At 55.6% G+C, this 19,895-nt stretch carries 17 protein-coding genes and 3 tRNA genes; 8 read left to right on the top strand and 12 right to left on the bottom strand.

All coding sequences use genetic code 11. The features are described from left to right. Positions 1–5 precede the first annotated feature (5 nt). Genes amiB through nnr form a run of 3 tightly spaced genes read right to left on the bottom strand, consistent with a single transcriptional unit; the run spans position 6 to position 3,666 of the window. A complete protein-coding gene (gene amiB / locus ACX8ZY_RS02535; protein WP_022623938.1) occupies positions 6–1,676 on the bottom strand; it encodes an N-acetylmuramoyl-L-alanine amidase AmiB in 1,671 nt (556 codons plus the stop codon). After that, positions 1,673–2,149, bottom strand: a complete 477-nt coding sequence (gene tsaE / locus ACX8ZY_RS02530) for a tRNA (adenosine(37)-N6)-threonylcarbamoyltransferase complex ATPase subunit type 1 TsaE (protein ID WP_010256103.1) — start codon at positions 2,147–2,149, stop codon at positions 1,673–1,675. Before tsaE ends, amiB begins: the two co-directional genes overlap by 4 nt. Continuing rightward, positions 2,146–3,666, bottom strand: a complete 1,521-nt coding sequence (gene nnr, locus ACX8ZY_RS02525; protein ID WP_421665201.1) for a bifunctional ADP-dependent NAD(P)H-hydrate dehydratase/NAD(P)H-hydrate epimerase — start codon at positions 3,664–3,666, stop codon at positions 2,146–2,148. Before nnr ends, tsaE begins: the two co-directional genes overlap by 4 nt. Between nnr and queG the strand changes: the two genes are divergently transcribed. Continuing rightward, on the top strand, positions 3,665–4,804 hold the full coding sequence (gene queG, locus ACX8ZY_RS02520) for a tRNA epoxyqueuosine(34) reductase QueG (protein ID WP_421665200.1): 1,140 nt from the start codon (positions 3,665–3,667) through the stop codon (positions 4,802–4,804). The two genes, nnr and queG, sit on opposite strands and share 2 nt — an antisense overlap. 350 nt (positions 4,805–5,154) lie before the next feature. Here the strand turns inward: queG and ACX8ZY_RS02515 are convergent. From ACX8ZY_RS02515 to orn, 4 genes are all read right to left on the bottom strand, one after another. Beyond that, positions 5,155–5,230, bottom strand: a tRNA-Gly gene (locus tag ACX8ZY_RS02515). Positions 5,231–5,255: 25 nt separating this feature from the next. Then, positions 5,256–5,331, bottom strand: a tRNA-Gly gene (locus tag ACX8ZY_RS02510). Positions 5,332–5,359: 28 nt separating this feature from the next. Continuing rightward, a tRNA-Gly gene (locus ACX8ZY_RS02505) sits at positions 5,360–5,435 on the bottom strand. Between the two features lie 154 nt (positions 5,436–5,589). Continuing rightward, positions 5,590–6,138: an oligoribonuclease gene (gene orn, locus ACX8ZY_RS02500; RefSeq protein WP_010256094.1), complete on the bottom strand. Its 549-nt coding sequence runs from the start codon at positions 6,136–6,138 to the stop codon at positions 5,590–5,592. A gap of 101 nt (positions 6,139–6,239) precedes the next feature. Here orn and rsgA point away from each other — a divergent pair, with 101 nt between their 5' ends. From rsgA to mscM, 3 genes are all read left to right on the top strand, one after another. Then, positions 6,240–7,289, top strand: coding sequence for a small ribosomal subunit biogenesis GTPase RsgA (gene rsgA, locus ACX8ZY_RS02495; RefSeq protein WP_425021256.1), 1,050 nt, complete (start codon positions 6,240–6,242; stop codon positions 7,287–7,289). A gap of 171 nt (positions 7,290–7,460) precedes the next feature. Next, a complete protein-coding gene (gene asd, locus ACX8ZY_RS02490) occupies positions 7,461–8,360 on the top strand; it encodes an archaetidylserine decarboxylase (protein WP_264367232.1) in 900 nt (299 codons plus the stop codon). Between the two features lie 14 nt (positions 8,361–8,374). Beyond that, on the top strand, positions 8,375–11,704 hold the full coding sequence (mscM, locus tag ACX8ZY_RS02485) for a miniconductance mechanosensitive channel MscM (RefSeq protein ID WP_010256086.1): 3,330 nt from the start codon (positions 8,375–8,377) through the stop codon (positions 11,702–11,704). A gap of 49 nt (positions 11,705–11,753) precedes the next feature. Here the strand turns inward: mscM and mdh are convergent, their stop codons facing one another. Next, positions 11,754–12,692: a malate dehydrogenase gene (gene mdh / locus ACX8ZY_RS02480; RefSeq protein ID WP_010699812.1), complete on the bottom strand. Its 939-nt coding sequence runs from the start codon at positions 12,690–12,692 to the stop codon at positions 11,754–11,756. A 428-nt stretch (positions 12,693–13,120) separates the two neighbouring features. Here mdh and argR point away from each other — a divergent pair, with 428 nt between their 5' ends. The 4 genes from argR to yhcN (ACX8ZY_RS02460) all read left to right on the top strand — a co-directional run bounded on the left by argR (position 13,121) and on the right by yhcN (ACX8ZY_RS02460) (position 15,041). Beyond that, positions 13,121–13,591: a transcriptional regulator ArgR gene (argR, locus tag ACX8ZY_RS02475; protein ID WP_010256080.1), complete on the top strand. Its 471-nt coding sequence runs from the start codon at positions 13,121–13,123 to the stop codon at positions 13,589–13,591. A 474-nt stretch (positions 13,592–14,065) separates the two neighbouring features. Continuing rightward, positions 14,066–14,329 carry a peroxide/acid stress response protein YhcN gene (gene yhcN / locus ACX8ZY_RS02470; protein ID WP_022623941.1) on the top strand — a complete coding sequence of 88 codons (264 nt, stop codon included), beginning with the start codon at positions 14,066–14,068 and terminating at the stop codon, positions 14,327–14,329. Positions 14,330–14,417: 88 nt separating this feature from the next. Then, the gene (locus ACX8ZY_RS02465; protein WP_010256074.1) at positions 14,418–14,684 is read left to right on the top strand and encodes a YdgH/BhsA/McbA-like domain containing protein; all 267 of its coding nucleotides are present in this window, start codon (positions 14,418–14,420) and stop codon (positions 14,682–14,684) included. 93 nt (positions 14,685–14,777) lie between these two features. Next, complete coding sequence (yhcN, locus tag ACX8ZY_RS02460) at positions 14,778–15,041, top strand: peroxide/acid stress response protein YhcN (protein WP_010256072.1); 264 nt, start codon at positions 14,778–14,780, stop codon at positions 15,039–15,041. A gap of 65 nt (positions 15,042–15,106) precedes the next feature. Here the strand turns inward: yhcN (ACX8ZY_RS02460) and ACX8ZY_RS02455 are convergent, their stop codons facing one another. From ACX8ZY_RS02455 to aaeA, 4 genes are all read right to left on the bottom strand, one after another. Continuing rightward, positions 15,107–15,376 (bottom strand): barstar family protein, encoded by a 270-nt coding sequence (locus ACX8ZY_RS02455; RefSeq protein WP_010256069.1) that lies wholly within the window; start codon positions 15,374–15,376, stop codon positions 15,107–15,109. A 55-nt stretch (positions 15,377–15,431) separates the two neighbouring features. After that, positions 15,432–16,883 carry an NAD-dependent succinate-semialdehyde dehydrogenase gene (locus ACX8ZY_RS02450; RefSeq protein ID WP_421665198.1) on the bottom strand — a complete coding sequence of 484 codons (1,452 nt, stop codon included), beginning with the start codon at positions 16,881–16,883 and terminating at the stop codon, positions 15,432–15,434. Between the two features lie 113 nt (positions 16,884–16,996). Further along, positions 16,997–18,949, bottom strand: coding sequence for a p-hydroxybenzoic acid efflux pump subunit AaeB (gene aaeB / locus ACX8ZY_RS02445; RefSeq protein WP_010256064.1), 1,953 nt, complete (start codon positions 18,947–18,949; stop codon positions 16,997–16,999). A gap of 9 nt (positions 18,950–18,958) precedes the next feature. Further along, positions 18,959–19,891, bottom strand: a complete 933-nt coding sequence (gene aaeA / locus ACX8ZY_RS02440) for a p-hydroxybenzoic acid efflux pump subunit AaeA (protein ID WP_010256061.1) — start codon at positions 19,889–19,891, stop codon at positions 18,959–18,961. Positions 19,892–19,895: the final 4 nt, after the last annotated feature.

Here is a 19,895-nt window from a genome sequence, read left to right as displayed (position 1 = left end):
AACAATCAGGATGCAGGGATTTTCAGGTTCTGCCCCAACATGACGTTGGTCGATTTCAGATTATTGGTCTGCATTATCGCTTTCGGGCTGACGCCATAATGTGCGGCAATGCCGGTCAGTGAATCCCCCACAACCACTTTATGACGCACAATGCCGCGTGGCGTGGCGCGCGTGGTGCGGCTGGCGGCCGCACTGGCCGGCACTTTCAACCGCTGTCCGACCCATACCACATCCCGCTTCAGGGTGTTCATTTCACGCAGGGTCGACATGCTGACGCCATACTTCGCGGCAATCCCGGAAAGTGTCTCACCGCGCGTTACCGTATGGCGCTGAGTTACGCCGGTATATTGCGTCACCCCGGTCGCCGGGTTGCTGGCGACGTTAACCGCTGGCGACGAGCCCAGCGGCCGGTTTTCCTCCTTTGGGATGGATTGCAGCGGGTGCGCCAGGAAATAAGTGCGCAGACCTTTATAGATCGACTGCGCAATCTTATCCTGGTGTGCGCTACTGCCAAGCAGTCGCTCCTCCGAGGAATTACTGATAAAGCCGGTTTCCACCAGCAAAGAAGGAATATCGGGTGAACGCAGCACGCCAAGACTGGCATGCTCAGGCAGACGTTTATGCAGCGACGTCACGCTGCGCATCTGCTGCAACACTTTCTGGGCGATGTCATAACCGACCCGCTGCGAGTGACCGAATTGCAGGTCAAGTACCGCCTGGCTGAGGTAGGGGTCGGCCTGACTGTTAGCCAGCAGGTCACCTGCGCCGCCCAGCAGCTCAGACTGTTTCTCTTTCTGCTCCAGCCAGTTAGCCATCTCGTTATTGGCCCGGCGGTTTGATAATACCCAGACCGATGCACCGGTCGCCGCATGGCTCGGCGCGGCGTCAGCATGAATTGAAACCAGCACGTTGGCGTTGGCTTTACGCGCCACGTCGGAGCGGCCCATAACCGAGATAAAATAGTCGCCATCACGCGTCAGGACGCCTTTAAACATCGGATCGTTATTCAGCAACACCCGCAGTTTACGTGCAATTGCGATTGTGACGTTCTTCTCTTTCAGTCCGCGCTGCCCGATAGCGCCGGGATCCTGACCGCCATGTCCGGCATCAATCGCCACAATCACGGTATCATTCTGGCTGACGGCCCGGCCAGGACTCACGGTGCTGGCTGTGCTGGTCACGGACGTCACCGGATTCGAATTAAAGGGGTTAGCCGCTGCGGCACTCTGGGTGGGCACGCGCGTCGGGGCCGTTACCGGCGCAGGCACACTGCGCGTAACAGCAGGTGGCTTACCGGTAATGGTGAAGACCACGCTGTAGCTGTTGCCATTGCGCTGGGTGACCGCCCGGGTTTTACCCGCCTGCGTCAGCTCAAACACCAGCCGCACGCTCTGTTTATCTTTCGGGGTGCTGGTGCGAATTCGCTTTACGATGTTTTCGCCGCTGAAATTTAACGGCAGCCCCTGAACCACGCCGCTCTGGCGCACATCAAGCACCACACGGTCAGGATTGCGCAGCGGGAAGAAGCCATAGACAGGCTGTCCGGCAAAGTTCAGGGTGATGGTTGCCTGGCTGTCGCCATTAGCGACTTTGATATCCGATAGGGTGGCGGCAAACAGGGGTGTACAGACCAGCAGCAACAGTGTCACCAGCGCTATTTTCATCCGTGACATCATGCCTGATCCCTGCCCTGACCAAATTGTTCAAGCCATTGCTGGCCCGACGAGGATTGTGCCGTCAGTTCCGCTTCACGCGCCTCACCCACGTAACGCAGCGTTAGCGTGAGATCGGGCGGCGGCAGAAAACCGGCGCCCTGCTGCGGCCATTCAACCAGGCAGATAGCATCGCCGCTGAAATAGTCGCGGATGCCCATGAATTCAAGCTCTTCAGGATCGGCAAGACGATAGAGGTCGAAGTGATAAAGTGTGCGGTCGTCCAGCGTGTAAGGCTCAACCAGCGTGTAAGTAGGGCTTTTGACGTTGCCCTGATGGCCCAGCGCCTGCAGAAAGCCGCGGCTGAAGGTGGTTTTACCCGCCCCCAGATCGCCATAGAGATAAATCACTGCCGCGCTGCCACAGGCGCGCGCCAGCTGAGCGCCCAAACTGAGCGTAGCCGCCTCATCGGGCAAAGAGATAACACAGGTCTTCATGCTTCTTTATTCATCTCAGGATTAACAAACTGCCACAGCAGATCCAGTAAATCAGTTGCCAGCATACCGCGCGTACCACGTTCCGCAGCGACCGCATCGGCCGCGGCACCATGTGCAACGCAGCCGGCGCAGGCCGCATCAAACAGCGTCAGTTTCTGGCCCACCAGCGAGGCGATGATTCCACTCAGGAGATCGCCCATACCGCCGGAGGCCATACCGGCATTGCCCACGTCAGCAAAGGCCATTTCACCTTGCTCGCTGGCAATCAGCGTACCGGCACCTTTCAGTACCACTACACCACCATAACGCTGCGCCAATGTCTGCGCTGCATGTAAGCGGTCACTCTCAATTTCACTGGTCTCGGTATTCAGCAAACGCGCCGCTTCTCCAGGATGCGGCGTAATAATGCGATTCTGACGTTTCTCCGCACTGATTGCCAGCAGGTTAAGTGCATCCGCGTCCCAAAGCATCGGCTTTTCACTGCTCGCTACCCGCTTCAGCGCCCGCTTTCCCCAGTCGCGCTGACCCAGACCGGGCCCTATCGCAATGACATCGGCCCACTCCAGCGCCTCCGTCAGGCGCTCATCGGTCAGTTCATCGACCATAATTTCGGGCCGGGCGGTCAGGATCGGAATAATATTATCTTTGTGAGTAAGTACTCGCACCAACCCACTACCGCTGCGCAACGCCGCTTCGGCCGTCATCCGTACCGCGCCAGCGGTACCGGCATCGCCCCCCACTACCAGCAGCCGGCCGTGACTGCCCTTGTGCGAGGTTGGTTTGCGCGGCTTGAGCCAGCGGGTTAATGCGCTGGCATCATAACGCGCAATGGGAGCCACTTCGCCCGCCAGAAAAGCGGCCAGGCCGAGATCGGCATAGTAAAGCTCTCCAATGTAATCTCGCGCTTTGCCGGTGATCTGGCCCGGTTTAAGAGCAACCACACTCAGCGTATGGCTGGCATTAATTACCTCACCGGGCGCGGTGCCATTGCGGGCTGATAAACCGGAAGGCATATCAATGGCAAGTTTCGGCGCCGCATGAGCGTTCGCCTGCTGGATCAGCGTGGCATAGGGTTCTTCGGGCGCACGATGACTGCCGGTTCCCAGCAGCGCATCCACAATCACATCGATCTGCTCTGGCCAGACCGCATCGGCCGCATGAATTTCACCGCCCGCATCCAGCCACGCGTCCCGTGCACGCTGCGCCTCTTCCGGCAACACTTTTTCACTTTCGCACGCCAGCAGCGTAACGGTTTTGCCCGCCGCCTGTCCCAGTCGCGCCAGCACATAACCATCGCCACCGTTATTGCCGTGGCCACACAGAATCAGCCAGTGGCTGGCCTCTGGCCAGTGCGCAGTCAGATGCTCGTAAGCGGCCTGTCCGGCACGCAGCATCAGCTCATACAGCGTAATGCCGAGCGCATCGGCCCCCTGTTGCTCAAGCCGGGCCACAGCCTGCGCAGGCCAGACAGAATATGGTAAACTGCGGCTGTTTTTCTTCGAATCCTGGTTACTCATGTCATACCCTCTCGATCTTCATCAATTCGCACAACAGATTAAACAGTGGGGATTGGATCTCGGCTTTCAGCAGGTCGGCATCACCGATACCGATCTCAGTGCGGAAGAGCCGCGCCTGCAGGCGTGGCTGGATAAGCAGTATCATGGCGAGATGGAGTGGATGGCGCGACACGGCATGATGCGGGCGCGTCCTCATGAACTGCTGCCCGGCACGCTGCGCGTTATCAGCGTTCGCATGAACTACCTTCCGGCCAAAGCTGCCTTTGCCAGCACGTTGAAAAATCCCCAGCTGGGCTATGTCAGCCGTTATGCATTAGGTCGTGATTACCACAAAGTATTGCGCAATCGACTGAAAAAGCTCGGAGAAATGATCCAGCAGCATTGTGGCGAGCTTAATTTTCGCCCGTTTGTGGATTCGGCCCCGCTGCTTGAGCGGCCGCTGGCGGCCAAAGCGGGACTCGGCTGGACCGGCAAACATTCGCTGATACTGAATCGGGAAGCAGGCTCATGGTTTTTCCTCGGCGAACTGCTGATCGATATTCCGCTGCCGGTAGATACACCGCAGCAGGAGCAGTGTGGCCGCTGTGTCGCCTGCATGACGATCTGCCCCACCAGCGCGATCGTTGAGCCCTACGTCGTGGATGCCAGGCGCTGTATTTCCTATCTCACCATTGAGCTGGAAGGCGCGATCCCGGAAGAATTTCGCCCGCTGATGGGCAACCGGATATATGGCTGTGATGACTGCCAGCTGATCTGTCCGTGGAATCGCTATGGACAACTCAGTGACGAAAGCGACTTTTCACCGCGAGCGGCGCTACACGCCCCTGAGCTGATCGATCTGTTTCAATGGGATGAAGCGAAGTTTTTACGCATCACTGAAGGCTCAGCGATTCGCCGCGTTGGTCATTTACGCTGGCTGCGTAATATTGCAGTGGCGCTGGGTAACGCGCCCTGGTCGCCCGAAATCGTTCAGGTACTGGAACAACGACTCGGTGAAAGTGACCTGCTGGATGAACATATTCTGTGGGCAATCACGCAGCAGCAGCAGAAACGCGAGCAACTCGTGGTTGAAGTGCAACCTGCCCAGCAGAAGCGCCTGGTTCGTGCAGTAGAGAAGGGTTTACCGCGTGATGCGTGATTGAACAGCTTGATCGCGAATTATCGTTTTCCACATGCTGTGAATAAAAATAAAAAGCTGTTGTCATTCAACTGCAACAACGCTGATTTTGCTGTTAAATAACAAATTGAAATATTTTCATAATGATAAATATCAATAACTTATATAAAAGTTGTGTTTATTTAATAATGAGGCTATCGCTTCGGTTAACCTGCAAGGTTGTGGATAACTCTGTTCAAAAGCCATTTACAGATCGCCGTAACAGGCGCAGATGATGGGGTGCAGTGCTGTGGATAACCTTCATGAAACAATCAAAATCACGCGACGTAAAACAGTCGGCTAACGGACTGAAATGAGGGTGATGTTAAATCTGGAGCGGGAAACGAGACTCGAACTCGCGACCCCGACCTTGGCAAGGTCGTGCTCTACCAACTGAGCTATTCCCGCATAGAAGGGCACTGCTAAATAAAACTGGAGCGGGAAACGAGACTCGAACTCGCGACCCCGACCTTGGCAAGGTCGTGCTCTACCAACTGAGCTATTCCCGCAAAGAGGGTACTGCTTACATTTTAAAACTGGAGCGGGAAACGAGACTCGAACTCGCGACCCCGACCTTGGCAAGGTCGTGCTCTACCAACTGAGCTATTCCCGCGCCTTGTACCGTTAATAAATTCTTCACCGGTACGGGGTGCGCATTATACGAGAAATCGTTGCTGCTGCAAGCGTCTGAAAGCAAAAATTTTCGCTTTCAGCGCGTTTGCTGATTAAATCAGCAACCTGGTGATTTCATGCGCACCCGTCGCCGATTAAAGCTGCAAAAAGTGTTCGCGGTAGTACGCCAGCTCCGCCACGGACTCACGGATATCATCCAGAGCCTGGTGCGTCCCCCCTTTTTTGAAGCCAGGAAGGATATCGGGTTTCCAGCGACGAGCCAGCTCTTTCAGGGTACTGACATCCAGATAACGATAGTGGAAGTACGCTTCCAGCTCAGGCATGTACTTAAACAGGAAACGACGATCCTGCCCGATGCTGTTGCCGCAGATAGGCGAGGTGTTCGCCGGAACCCACTGTTTCAGGAACTCAATGGTTGCCAGCTCTGCTGCGCGATCGTCAATCTGACTCTCCTTCACCCGCGCAACCAGACCGCTGTTGGTATGAGTGCGGACATTCCACTCATCCATCAGCGCCAGCTGCGCATCGGACTGATGAACGGCCATGACCGGCCCTTCCGCCAGAATGTTCAGGTTGGCATCAGTCACCAGGGTCGCAATTTCAATAATGCGATCGTGCGTCGGATCAAGTCCGGTCATCTCAAGATCAATCCAGATCAGATTCTGTTCATTTCCAGTAGCCATGCTGTTTCCTGCGGTTGCTGTAGTCGTCATTTACGATGAATAAGGTGTATCATAGACGTTTTGCCCAGCCGGGCGAAATCTGGCTAACGCTGTGAGGGTGAGTGAGTAAAAATAAACTGTCGAAGGGCCAACAACGCCGCGTAAGCGCTAACCACGATCGCCGTCTCAACCAACGCAGAGAGCGTCCGGAAGCGGATGACAACCTGTTTGGTGAAGCTGCAGATGGGGTCGTTGTCAGCCGTTTTGGCATGCACGCTGATGTTGAGGATAGCGCAGGCGTCGCCCACCGCTGCAATATCCGCCGTACCATTCGTTCGCTGGTCACCGGCGACCGGGTGCTGTGGCGTCCGGCAACCAGCGGCAACAAAGGTATTGTTGAAGCGGTGCATGAGCGCACCAGCGTATTAACCCGCCCCGATTTTTACGACGGCGTGAAGCCGATGGCGGCGAATATCGACCAGATCATCGTCGTCTCCGCAATCCTGCCTGAACTGTCGTTAAACATCATCGACCGCTATCTGGTTGCCAGCGAAACGCTGGATATTGAACCGTTGCTGGTACTGAACAAAACCGATCTGCTGGATGACAAGGCGCGCGACTTTGTCGATAAGCAGATGGATATCTATCGCAATATTGGCTATCGCGTGGTGATGGTCTCCAGCCGGGCGAAAAACGGCATGGACGACCTGAAAGCGGCGCTGACCGACCGCATCAGTATCTTTGCCGGTCAGTCTGGCGTCGGCAAATCGAGTCTGCTGAATGCCCTGCTCGGCTTCGACAAAGAAGAGCAGGTCGCTATTCTGACTAACGAGGTTTCGGATGGCTCAGGCTTAGGCCAGCACACCACCACCGCATCGCGCCTTTATCACTTCCCGGACGGCGGCGATGTGATCGATTCACCTGGCGTGCGTGAGTTCGGTTTATGGCATCTTGAGCCGGAACAAATTACCCGCGGATTTGTCGAATTCCGCGCATTCCTTGGCGATTGCAAATTCCGCGATTGTAAACACGGCAGCGATCCCGGCTGTGCCATTCGCGAAGCGGTCGAACAGGGCAAAATCAACAGGTCCCGTTTTGATAACTACCACCGTATCCTGGAGAGCATGGCGCAGGTAAAAACGCGTAAAAATTTCCCTGATGGTGAAAGTTAATCGGTATAACCGCGTCTGAACGGATAAGCCGGGGCATTTTGCGAGGTGCATTCCAGTCGCGCGTCCAGACCGTGCAGCGTGCCGGAATTCGGGTATAGTCGCCATCTGAACGGGGCGCTGCTACAATCCGCCCCCTTTTTTACAACGTCATAAAATAGCCAGGAGGCTAAGGTGTTTGATCGTTTAAAACTCGGCTTGAATCATATTCTCCCGAAGAAATGGCTGACTGAACTTGCCGGTTGGGGCGCCAGTCGCCGCGGTGGTTGGTTGACCAAACTGGTCATTGACATCTTTGTCTGGTTTTACAAAGTCGACATGGCGGAAGCGCGTAAGCCCGATACCGCCAGCTATCGCACCTTTAATGACTTTTTCGTTCGTCCGCTGAAAGATGATGCGCGTCCGGTGGATGCCGATGCCAATCTCATCGCCCTGCCCGCGGATGGCGCTATCAGCCAGCTCGGCCACATTGATGGCGATCAGATTTTCCAGGCTAAGGGTCATCACTACACCATCGACGCCCTGCTGGCGGGTGATGAGCGGATGGCATCCCAATTTGTTGATGGCGAGTTCGTCACCACCTATCTGGCGCCCCGTGATTATCACCGCGTCCATATGCCGTGCAACGGCATCCTGCGTGAGATGATTTATGTGCCTGGCGACCTCTACTCCGTCAACCCGCTGACCGCGCGTAATATTCCCAACCTGTTCGCCCGTAACGAGCGCGTCATCTGCTACTTCGAAACCGATATCGGGCCGATGGTGCAGATCCTGGTGGGTGCCACCATTGTCGGCAGCATCGAAACCGTCTGGGCTGGCACCATCACGCCACCGCGTGAAGGCGTGATCAAGCGCTGGCACTATCCGGCAGCGGATGATGAAAGCGCCGTGGTGCTGTTGAAAGGCCAGGAAATGGGCCGCTTCAAGCTTGGCTCTACCGTCATCAATCTGTTCGCACCTGGCCGCGTCAAACTGGCTGAAAGCCTGGAAGCAGAAAGCAAAACCCGTCTGGGTCAACCGCTGGCGATTGCGCTGCCGGTCGCGACAGACATTTCAGACGTCATCGTCGATTAAATTGAGTGTCCTCTGTGCGTTCGATTCTCCTCCTGCTGCTGAGCCTGTGGCTCAGCAGCCCGGCCTTCGCGGCCAGCCTTCCTGACGCCAGCCAGCTTAAACAGCAGCTGGAAGAGATAAAATCGGCCAAAAGTTCACCCTCGCAGGCTGAACAGATCCAGACGATTGAAGCCGCCTTAAACTTTCTCTCTGAACGCGATGAATCGCTGGAGCGCGCGGCGCAATATCAGCAGGTTATTGATGATTTTCCGCGTCTGGCGCGCGAACTGCGTCAGCAGATCGCCGCGCTGAGTGACAGCGGGAAAACCGTGCGCAACAACATGAGCAGCGCCGAGCTGGATCAGGAGATCCTGCAGGTCAGCAGCCAGCTGCTGGAAGAGGGGCGTCAGGCACGGCAGGAGCAGGATCGGGCGCGTGAAATCAGTGATTCGCTGTCGCAACTGCCGCAGCAGCAGACGGAAGCACGCCGGGCGATGACGGAGAGTGAACGCCGTTTGCAGAGCGTCAGCAGCAGTTCGCCACAGGGGCAGCTGCAGCTGGCGGCTCGCCAGGCGGAAAGCGCCGCGAATAAAGCGCTGGTCGATGAACTTGAGCTGGCACAGCTCTCTGCCAACAACCGTCAGGAACTGGCGCGGATGCGGGCTGAAGCCCACCAGCGCAAAGCGACTCAGCTCGATAACTATCTTCAGGCGCTGCGCAACCAGCTCAACGATCAGCGGCAACGTGAAGCCGAAGTCGCGCTGGCCCGCACCGAGCAACTGGCAGAAAACAGTGGCGATCTTCCGCCAGAGATCAGCGATCAGTTTCGGGTTAACCGCGAACTCTCGGTTGCCCTGAATCAGCAGGCGCAGCGCATGGATCTGGTGGCGTCGCAGCAGCGACTGGCCACTAACCAGATTATTCAGGTCCGTCAGGCGCTCTCTACCCTGCGTGAACAGTCGCAGTGGCTGGGTGCCTCTAATCTGCTGGGCGAAGCGCTACGGGCGCAGGTCGCGCGTCTGCCGGAGATGCCCAAGTCGCAGCAGATTGATAATGAGATGGCACAGCTTCGCGTGCAGCGTCTCAATTATGAAGATCTGCTGGAGCGCCAGGAGGCGCTGCGCAAGGGACGGCAGGCCGATGGTCAGCCCTTCACCGCAGACCAGAAGCGTATTCTTGATGCGCAGCTACGCACTCAGAGGGAACTGCTCAATTCGCTGATCTCCGGCTGTGACACGCTGATTCTGGAGATCACTAAGCTCAAGGTTGGCAACACGCAGTTGCAGGATGCGCTGACGGAAGTCAAAGAGGCGACGCACCGCTATCTGTTCTGGACCGCCGACGTTAACCCGATTGGTTTGAGTTATCCGCTGGATCTGGCCAAAGATCTTTCCCGTCTGCTGTCGCTGGATACGCTGGGTCAGCTCGGCAAAGCGATGGCGATGATGTTTACCAGCCGCAACTCAGTGCTGCCGATTATTGGTGCGTTGCTGCTGGTCGGCTTCAGCATCAGTTCGCGTCGCCACTTCAATGCTTTCCTTGACCGTTCCGCCAGCAAAGTCGGCAAGGTCACTCAGGATCGTTTCCGCCTGACTATCCGTACCCTGTTCTGGTCGATCCTGGTGGCGCTGCCGCTGCCGGTGTTATGGGGTGCGCTGGGTTATGGCCTGCAGAACGCCTGGCCCTACCCTATCGCCGTAGCGATTGGTGATGGCATTACCGCCACGCTGCCGCTGCTGTGGGCGTTTATGATCAGCGCTGCCTTTGCCCGTCCTAACGGCCTGTTCATTGTGCATTTCCGCTGGCCGCAAAATCGGGTGGCGCGCGCCATGCGCTACTACTCGCTGAGCATCGGATTAATTGTGCCGCTGATTATGTTGCTGATCGCCTTTGGTAATCTGGAAGATCGGCAGTTCTCCTCATCGCTGGGCCGTCTCTGTTTCATCCTGATCTGCGGGGCAATCAGCATTGTCACCGTGAGCCTGAAGCGTTCCGGGATTCCGCTCTATCTCGATAAAGAGGGAAATGGCGAGAACATGGTGAATCGGATGCTGTGGAACCTGATGATCGCTATGCCGCTGATGGCTGCCCTCGCCTCCGCTGTGGGTTATCTGGCTACCGCGCAGGCGCTGCTGGCGCGACTGGAGACCTCTGTCGCCATCTGGTTCCTGCTGCTGGTTATCTATCACATTATCCGGCGCTGGATGCTGATTCAGCGTCGCCGTCTTGGCTTTGATCGCGCCCGTCAGCGTCGTGCCGATATGCTGGCTAACCGTGCGCGCAGTGAAGAAGAGAAGGAGCAAGGCTCTCTGAACACTGATGCGATTGAAATTGAAGAGCCGGTAATTGACCTGGATGCGATCAGTGCGCAGTCGCTGCGGCTGGTACGCTCTATCCTGATGCTTATCGCCCTGGTCTCCGTGATTGTGCTGTGGTCAGAAATCCATTCGGCCTTTGGCTTCCTGGAGAATATTCAGCTGTGGGACGTCAGTACCTCAGTACAGGGCGTAGAGTCGATTCAGCCCATCACCCTGGGGTCAGTGCTGATCGCCATTCTGGTGTTTATTATCACCACCCAGCTGGTGCGCAATATGCCCGCGCTGCTTGAGCTGGCGCTGTTGCAGCATCTTAATCTGACGCCAGGTACGGGTTACGCCATCACCACACTGACCAAATATCTGCTGCTGTTGATTGGCGGGCTGATTGGTTTCTCAATGATTGGTATTGAGTGGTCGAAGCTGCAGTGGCTGGTTGCCGCGCTGGGTGTGGGACTGGGGTTTGGTTTGCAGGAGATTTTTGCCAACTTTATCTCAGGTCTGATTATCCTGTTCGAAAAGCCGATTCGTATCGGCGATACCGTGACGATCCGCGACCTGACCGGCAGTATCACGCGAATTAATACCCGCGCGACCACCATTACCGACTGGGACCGCAAAGAGATCATCGTGCCGAACAAGGCCTTTATCACTGAGCAGTTTATTAACTGGTCGCTGTCCGATTCCGTGACGCGCGTGGTGCTCACCATTCCGGCTCCGGCGAAAGTCAGCAGTGAACAGGTGACCACCATTCTGATCCAGGCGGCTGAACGCTGCAGCTATGTCCTGGACACGCCGCAACCGGAAGCCTTCCTGGTCGATCTGCAGCAGGGCATTCAGTTATTTGAACTTCGTGTGCATGCTGCTGAGATGGGACACCGTATGCCGCTGCGTCACGAACTGCATCAGTTGATTCTGAGCGGATTTGATCAGCACGGTATTGAGATGCCGTTCCCGCCGTTCCAGATGCGTATGGAAACCCTGGGTAAGAAGCTGCCTGCCAGCAACGGCACACCCGCTGCCCGCGCCTATAAGTCTGGCGGACTGTAATGCAAAACGCCCGGCAAAGCCGGGCGTTATTGCAAGTCTGAGCCGTCAGTTACTGCTTAACGAACTCTTCGCCCTGGGCGATATCTTTCTTCAGCGTATCCAGCATGCCTGACAGCGCCTGCTGTTCGTAAGCGCTGAGGGTACCAATCGGCCTGCGTTCAGCCACACCGTTTTTACCCAGCAGCAGCGGCTGGGAGAAGAAGCGCGCATGTTCACCCTCGCCTTCTACGTAAGCACACTCCACCACATTAGCTTCACCCTTCAGCGCGCGTACCAGTGACAAACCGAAACGTGCGGCTGCCTGGCCCATCGACAGCGTGGCCGAGCCGCCACCCGCTTTGGCTTCCACCACTTCGGTGCCGGCGTTCTGGATGCGTTTGGTCAGATCAGCCACTTCCTGATCGCTGAAGCTGACGCCTTTAACCTGCGACAGCAGCGGCAGAATGGTTACGCCAGAGTGGCCACCAATGACCGGGACTTCCACCTGGTCAGGCTGCTTGCCTTTCAATGCAGCCACAAAAGTATTGGCGCGAATGATATCCAGCGTGGTCACGCCGAACAGCCGATTTTTGTCGTAAACACCGTGCTTTTTCAGCACTTCTGCCGCAATGGCCACGGTGGTATTGACCGGATTGGTGATGACACCAATCAACGCTTTAGGTGCCGTTGTGGCAACCTGTTCGATCAGATTACGGACGATACCTGCGTTAACGTTAAACAGGTCGGCGCGATCCATACCGGGCTTACGTGCGACACCCGCGGAAATCAGTACCACATCGGCACCCTGTAAGGCAGGCGTGGCGTCTTCTCCACTGAATCCCTGAATAGCCACTGCGGTAGGAATATGGCTGAGATCAACGGCAACACCCGGCGTAACCGGCGCGATGTCATACAGCGAGAGTTCTGAACCTGCGGGAAGCTGGGTTTTGAGCAGAAGTGCGAGCGCCTGGCCTATGCCGCCAGCGGCACCGAGAACGGCAACTTTCATTCTTAACTCCTTATTAAGGTGGGGCAGAGATGGGCCGAAATTCTATCTGTGTCAGACCTTAATCAACTGCTCAGGCGATGATAAATATCCGTTGTTAATTCTACGTGTTTTCACACTTAATCTCCGGATTCAAAAGTTACTTATCATTGCACCTGAATGACCGACAACTTTGCCGTCGTCAGACAGAGAACGGCTACGTGCGTTTTCTGTTACTACACCACCAATAATATAACAACTTTGCAACCTTCGCCTTCCGGGGCTGTGACGCGTGTTTTGGTCTGAGCGGATTTATTTGCTATTATCGCCGCCCGCTAGCCGCCCGGACGCTGCTCATCAATCGAACGATTGCATAAAAATGCATATAAATGCATAATCACCACTCTGCCGCGGGCGGATGCGCGGTTATTCTCTCTATTTATTGGTAACCTATGCGAAACCCATCGAAACAAGACGATCTGGTTAAGGCTTTCAAAGCCTTATTAAAAGAAGAAAAATTCAGTTCCCAGGGCGAAATTGTTCAGGCGCTTCAGGACGAGGGCTTTGAAAATATCAATCAGTCCAAAGTCTCGCGAATGCTGACCAAGTTTGGCGCAGTGCGCACCCGGAATGCCAGGATGGAGATGGTCTATTGCCTGCCCGCTGAGCTGGGTGTGCCGACCACCACCAGCCCGTTAAAAAACCTGGTACTGGATATCGACTACAACGATGCCCTGGTGGTGATTCATACCAGTCCCGGCGCAGCACAGCTGATTGCACGTATGCTGGATTCACTGGGTAAGTCGCACGGGATTCTGGGTACCATCGCGGGTGATGACACAATCTTTATTACCCGCGCGCGTGACTTCACCGTTAAGCAGCTGCACGGTGCCATCCTCACCCTGTTTGAACAGGAACTCTGATCGCGGACTGACGACCGGCCATCATGCGCCAGATCGTCAGTTCGTTCTCTCTGCTCACCCCGTTCCACGACAGTTACCCGCTCTGGATAAGTAATAAGCCTGCTTTTACACGCCCGGCTGTTGGTCAGATCGATAACTCTGCTTCACTTTATGCGCTATTTTACACTGCTTTACATCACTGAACCGGCACCATTGCCCGGATCCAGATCAAACTCCAGCCCGATACACCCCCGACTTTCGCACTAAAAGTTAAAGTGATCTATCTCACTGTTTTTGCAATTAAAAGTGGCTTAAAGGTTACTTTTTGCCCTTTTTTTATAACGTTAAGTTATTAAAAGTAGCCATAAGGATAAAGAATCACAAAAAAACATTATTAGCGGGGTATTAATTTCTGACGTTATTAGTTCTATACTTCTTTTCGTGATGCAAATCACACTAAATAAAAAGATAAAAATAGACGACGAGGAAAAATCTATGAACGTAAAAACTACTATTGCTACCCTGAGCATTCTCTCCGCCCTCTCATTTGGTGCTGTGGCAGCAGAATCTATTGATGCGTCACAGGCACAGAATCTGCAGGCTGTCGGCACCATCAGTGTCAGCGGCGTGGCGGGTTCACCGATGGATATCAAACAGAAACTCAGCGACAAAGCCGATCAGCAGGGCGCAAAAGCCTATCGCGTGATTGAGGCATACAACAACGGCAACTATCACGCTACCGCCGCACTGTATAACTAAGGCGTAACCGATAATGCCATCTGCTCTCTGTCTGACGCGCCCTTTTGCGCTCCGGAGAGCTGAAGCAGAAATTTCAGGAGAGTTGACCATGAAAATGAAATTAGCTATCGCTGCACTGAGTCTGGCATCCCTGTTCTCAGTGGGTGCTAACGCCGCCAGCCTGGTGTCCAATGAACAGGCACAGGGTCTGCAGCCAATGAATCAGACCATCAGCATTGGTGGACGAAATGGCGACCAGACGCATATCCGTCAGGTGCTGTCAGAGAAAGCGGATGCCCAGGGCGCAAGCCACTATCGCATCATCGAAAACAACCAGGATAACACCTGGCATGTCACCGCTGAGCTTTATAAATAATTAACCGTGATGACGCCTGAAGGGCGTCAGAAGATATCGACGACCCGCCTTTACGAGTAACCGCAGGTTGTTGAATGTATTGAGGAGATAATCATGAATATCAAAACAACCATCGCTACAGTCAGTCTGCTTTCCGTTATGGCGTTCGGCGCATCAGCCGCACAGCTGGTCACCGGCGATCAGACGCAGAACCTGCAGCCTGCGGGCACCGTGACCATCAGTGGAACCGCGGGATCGCCAATGGATTACCGCGCTGAGCTTTCTCAGAAAGCGGATGAACAGGGTGCCAGCGCCTATAAAGTTATTGAGGCGCGCACCGGCGATAACTATCACATCACCGCACAGCTTTATAAATAATTCCTCGTCAGATGTATGACGAACCCTTTGGCCCCGCTCGCCGGGGCCTTTTTTTATCTGACGTTTTATCTGACGTTAAAGTGAAGCTGACCTTCCAGCTCCTCTTCCGCTTCATCAAATAACAGAATCAGCGCGCCATAACGCCGTCGCTGTCCCCTGCCCAGATTAACAAACTCAATCTCCAGCGGCAGCGGTAACAGATCGCCTGTCACCACATCCCATAATCCATCCAGATCGCAGATGCGGCGCTCCTCCAGCGCAAATCGCTCGCTGAACTGGCGGAAGAAATGGGCCTGATCGACAATTTCATTAAAATCAAAACGCTCGATTTTCATGCTGACGGCTCCCATGCTCCGTCTGCGGGCGACCTGCGTCGCCCGTTACTGTCCGCTAGCTCAAACCGCCCAGGTGCAGCGCTTTGACCTCCAGATACTCTTCCATGCCGAGTACCGAACCTTCGCGGCCCAGCCCCGACTCTTTCACACCACCAAACGGCGCCAGCTCGGTTGATACGGCACATTCATTAATGCCGATCATGCCGCTTTCCAGCGCGGCTGAAACACGGAACACCCGCTGCAGATTCTGGGTGTAAAAGTATGCGGCAAGGCCGAACGGTGTATCGTTAGCACGACGGATGACCTCATCTTCATCATCAAAGCGGAAACAGGCAGCCACCGGACCAAAGGTCTCCTCCTGCGCGAGCTGCATCCCTTCGTGCGCCTCAGTAATCACAGTGGGCTGCCAGAAGTTGCCACCCAGCGCATGTCGCTCGCCACCCGCCAGTAATTTGCCACCTTTTGCTACCGCATCATTGACGTGCTGCTCAACCTTTTCCACCGCCGATGCCTCAATTAATGGCCCGACAATCACGCCCTCTTCCATGCCGTTGCCCACCTTCAGCTTGTTCACTTCGGTAGCCAGCTGCTGAGTAAAACGATCATAGATAGCATTGTGAATGTAGAAGCGGTTTACGCTGACGCACACCTGGCCCGCATTACGGAATTTGTTGGCAATGGCGCCCTGTACGGCGGCATCAATGTCGGCATCGTCAAACACGATATAAGGGGCATTACCCCCCAGCTCCATCGACACTTTTTTCATGGTTTCGGCAGCATTGCGCATCAGCAGCTTGCCCACCTGGGTGGAGCCGGTGAACGAGATTTTACGCACCGCTTTGCTGGCCATGATGGCATCGCTGATGGCATGGGTATCACCGGCTACTGCATTCAGTACACCATCAGGCACGCCTGCCTCCTTCGCCAGCGCCAGCAGGGCAAAGGCAGAGAGTGGCGTGTTATTGGCAGGTTTGATAATGCCGGTGCAGCCGGCAGCCAGAGCTGGCCCCAGTTTGCGGGTCAGCATCGCCATCGGGAAGTTCCACGGCGTAATGGCAGCCACAACGCCAATCGGTTCGCGGGTTGCCAGAATACGGGAGCCGGGTTTAGCTGGCGGAATAATCTCACCATTGGTCCGTTTCGCCTGCTCGGCGAACCACTGAATAAAACTGGCGGCGTATTCTACTTCCCCTTCCGCCTCTTTCAGGGGCTTGCCCTGTTCGGTCGTCATCAGCTGTCCCAGCCAGCGCTTGTTCTCAATGATCAGCTGGTACCAGCGAGTGAGAATTTCAGCGCGCGCTTTTGCAGTCTGCGCCCGCCAGGCGGGAAATGCGCGCTCCGCTGCGGCGATAGCCTGTTCCGTTTCAGCTTTACCCGCTTTTGCCACCTGTGCAATCACCTCACCGGTCGCCGGATTGGTCACGTCAAAGGTAGAAGGCGCCTGATGCCACTGACCGTCCGCTAAATAGCCGGTCCGGAACAGTTCGCTCTCTTGCAGTGATTTCATTGATTCGCTCCTGTCAGTTTTGCTCTTCCGTCTGGAGAGTATAGTTGGCAAAAGCGACAGATTTTGTGATGGGTGGGGATTGCGCAGGCCGCTGCAGGTCACAGCGGCCAGATTCAGATTTGGATGAGCGTGTTCTGATACTTATCCAGCATCATAGCCAGTCGTTTTACCGGTTCCGTTACGCTGGCGGGAGCCTCGTAATGGGCCAGTTTTTCCTGATAGACATCCAGCTCTTTCAGCAGACGTTCAAAGTAGTAACGCCGCTTGTCATCGCTGCTGGCGGAGATCACCCGGTCAGCGGTGTAACGCAACTGCCGGTGATAAGCAGAGAGATCGGCATTCACCGGCACTTCTGCGTCGCGTAACCGCTGATGACCGATGATCAGCGTCAGGGCGATGCGATATTTGTTGATATCGCCCGGAAACAGATTCAGCAGCAGAAACAGTTGCTGATAGAGCGCTGGCAGATGGTTTTCACGCCGGCGCGCCTGATTGGTCGTCATGGCAGAGACAGCCGCATACATAAAGCGGTTCAGCAACTTGCGGCCGGTGCGCGCTTTTGATTTATCACGAATCAGCAGGATCACCATCATCGCCACGAAGCAGCCGATGACCTGGCCCAGAACGTTATCGAGAAAGACGTTAATGTGGAATTCCATCGGATTATCCAGCACCAGAACGTTAAGGGTGCCAATCAACGCCCCCAGCGTGCCGAGCTGACGCCGCTGAATGAAGATACCACCGATAAAACCGAGCAGGCCGATTGCGATGCAGAGCAGCAGTGCGCTCTGCTGCGTCGCCGGGAGTACATACATAAAGTAGAGCGCGCCCAGCGGAACCGCGACCGTCATGCCGTAGAGAAAGTCCTTTGCCATCATCAGCGGGTTGGGCATGCGCATCGCCAGCGCGGTGATGACAGCCAGCATGACCATGCAGCCACTGCCAGAGGTCCAGCCGGTATAGAGCCAGAACAGCGAACCCAGCGCGGTCGCCACAAAGGTACGGATACCATTGATCATCGCATGATGCGTTTCAGCGGAACGCGCCTGGATCACCACTTCGCGCTGCAGAATCTCCTCTTCCAGCGAGGTGATCCGGCTATTACTTTTGATCCCTTTCAGCAGCAGCAGATATTCGGTAGCAGTGCCTACCCAGCTGGCCAGCGTGACCGGCGTTGATTTGCCGCTGGCACCAATCACCCGCCGCATCACTTTCATCCGCTTATGCACCTCTTCAACGGTCGAGGCTGGTTTTTCAACCATCAGACGATACTGGGGCGGAATGTAATCAGGACGGGAATTCTGGATCAGAAAGGTTTCGGCTGCCTGTGTAATCAGCGTCAGTGACAGCGTATTGAGCATCTGCAAACGGCGATTGCTGTTCTTCCAGCGTGAGGACTCCATCATCAGCTGGCTGCGCATACTGTTCAATGCCGTGGTGCGCCTTACCAGCGCGCTCCAGGCTTTATCGACCTCTTCTTTATCACCGTGAGCGACGCAGAGTTGCAGCAGGTTATAGTGTGCCACCAGCAGCGAATCGACCTCAGCGTCGATCACTTTTTTAATCGAACGGGGTGAGAAAATCATGTCGGCCAGAATGGCACACAGAATGCCGAGTACGATTTCACTGCAGCGCTCTACCGCATATTGTGGCACCAGCGTCAGACCGCCGCTGGCATTAGCCGTCACCACAATAATCAGCGCGGTGTAGCCCGCCAGTCCGAGCGCGTAAGAGTTTTCTACCTTGATCAGCGAAGAGAGCCAGACGCAGAGTCCTGCCCAGATGCAGCACAGCAGCAGCATCACGACCGGTGCACGCACGGTGGCGATCATGATGGTCAGCGCGGCGATACAGCCAATAAATGTCCCGATAATACGCAAAACGCCGCGATAGCGCAGCGCCCCGGAATAGGGGTCCCCCCCTGCTGCAAACGCGGTGCCGCCGGCCACGATACCGGCGGTCATCACCGCCCAGCGCGGCGTTTCAAGGTTAAAGTGAAAACCCACCATCAGCGCTAACACCAGCGCAAAGGTGAGCTTTACCGGGAACCGCAGGAACTCGATCATATCGCCCTCTTAACCAAACTCACGCAGGCGATTAAACAGTCGGACCATCGGTGAAACCTGTTCAGGCTGACGATCGGCCTGACCGGTGATCACCACTGTCGCTGTCGTGCCCGCCGGGAAGCGATTGCCGGGCTGCTGATCAAGCCGGATGCGCACCGGCACACGTTGCGCCAGACGCACCCACTCCAGATTGGAGTCCACCGTTGCCATGCCTTTGCTGTCGACCGAGCTGCTGCTGTTGGTGACGCCAGCCGCCACACTGTCTACGGTGCCGCGCAACACGATGTTGCTGCCAAGTGGGGTGACTTCCGCGCGGAAGCCCTTCTCCACGCCGTGCAGTTTGGTCTCTTCCAGGTAAGCCAGCACATAGAAAGAGTGCTGCTGAACCAGCGCCACGGCAACCGAACCACGGGTAATAAACTCACCCTGGTAGACATTCAGGTTAGTGACCCAGCCATCGGATGGCGCTTTCACCGTGGTGCGCTCAAGGTCAATCTTCGCCAGATCGCGTGTCGCCACCGATTTCGCCAGCTGATGTTCGCTGGTTTGCAAATCGTTATTGGATTGTTCGATAGCCTCGCGCGACATGGCGGAGGTGCCCAGCTGGTTACGGCGCCCGGCTTCGCGACGTTTCTCACTGACCAGTGCCTGGTAATATTCAACATCCGCCTGCGCCTGATCGAGCGCTTTTTGATAGCGCGGCCGGTCAACCACAAACAGCGTATCGCCCTTCTTCACCAGCTGGTTGTCGTGCACCGGAACCTCGGTAATCAGGCCGGTGACGTCAGGGGAGATCGCCACCACGTCAGCGGCGAAACGCGCATCACGGGTCCAGGGCGATTCGGTATAGAAGACCCAGGCACGGAAAATAATGACCACTGCGATGATGACCAGCAGGATAGTAATCGCGTAGCGCGCGATTTTTCTTATGAGTGCTTTCACTTAA

It is taken from the genome of Pantoea sp. XAF26B01_ASV70 (genome assembly GCF_054512635.1).
The sequence above is the reverse complement of the archived record's forward strand: the minus strand, read 5'-3'. Positions and strand labels throughout refer to the sequence as shown.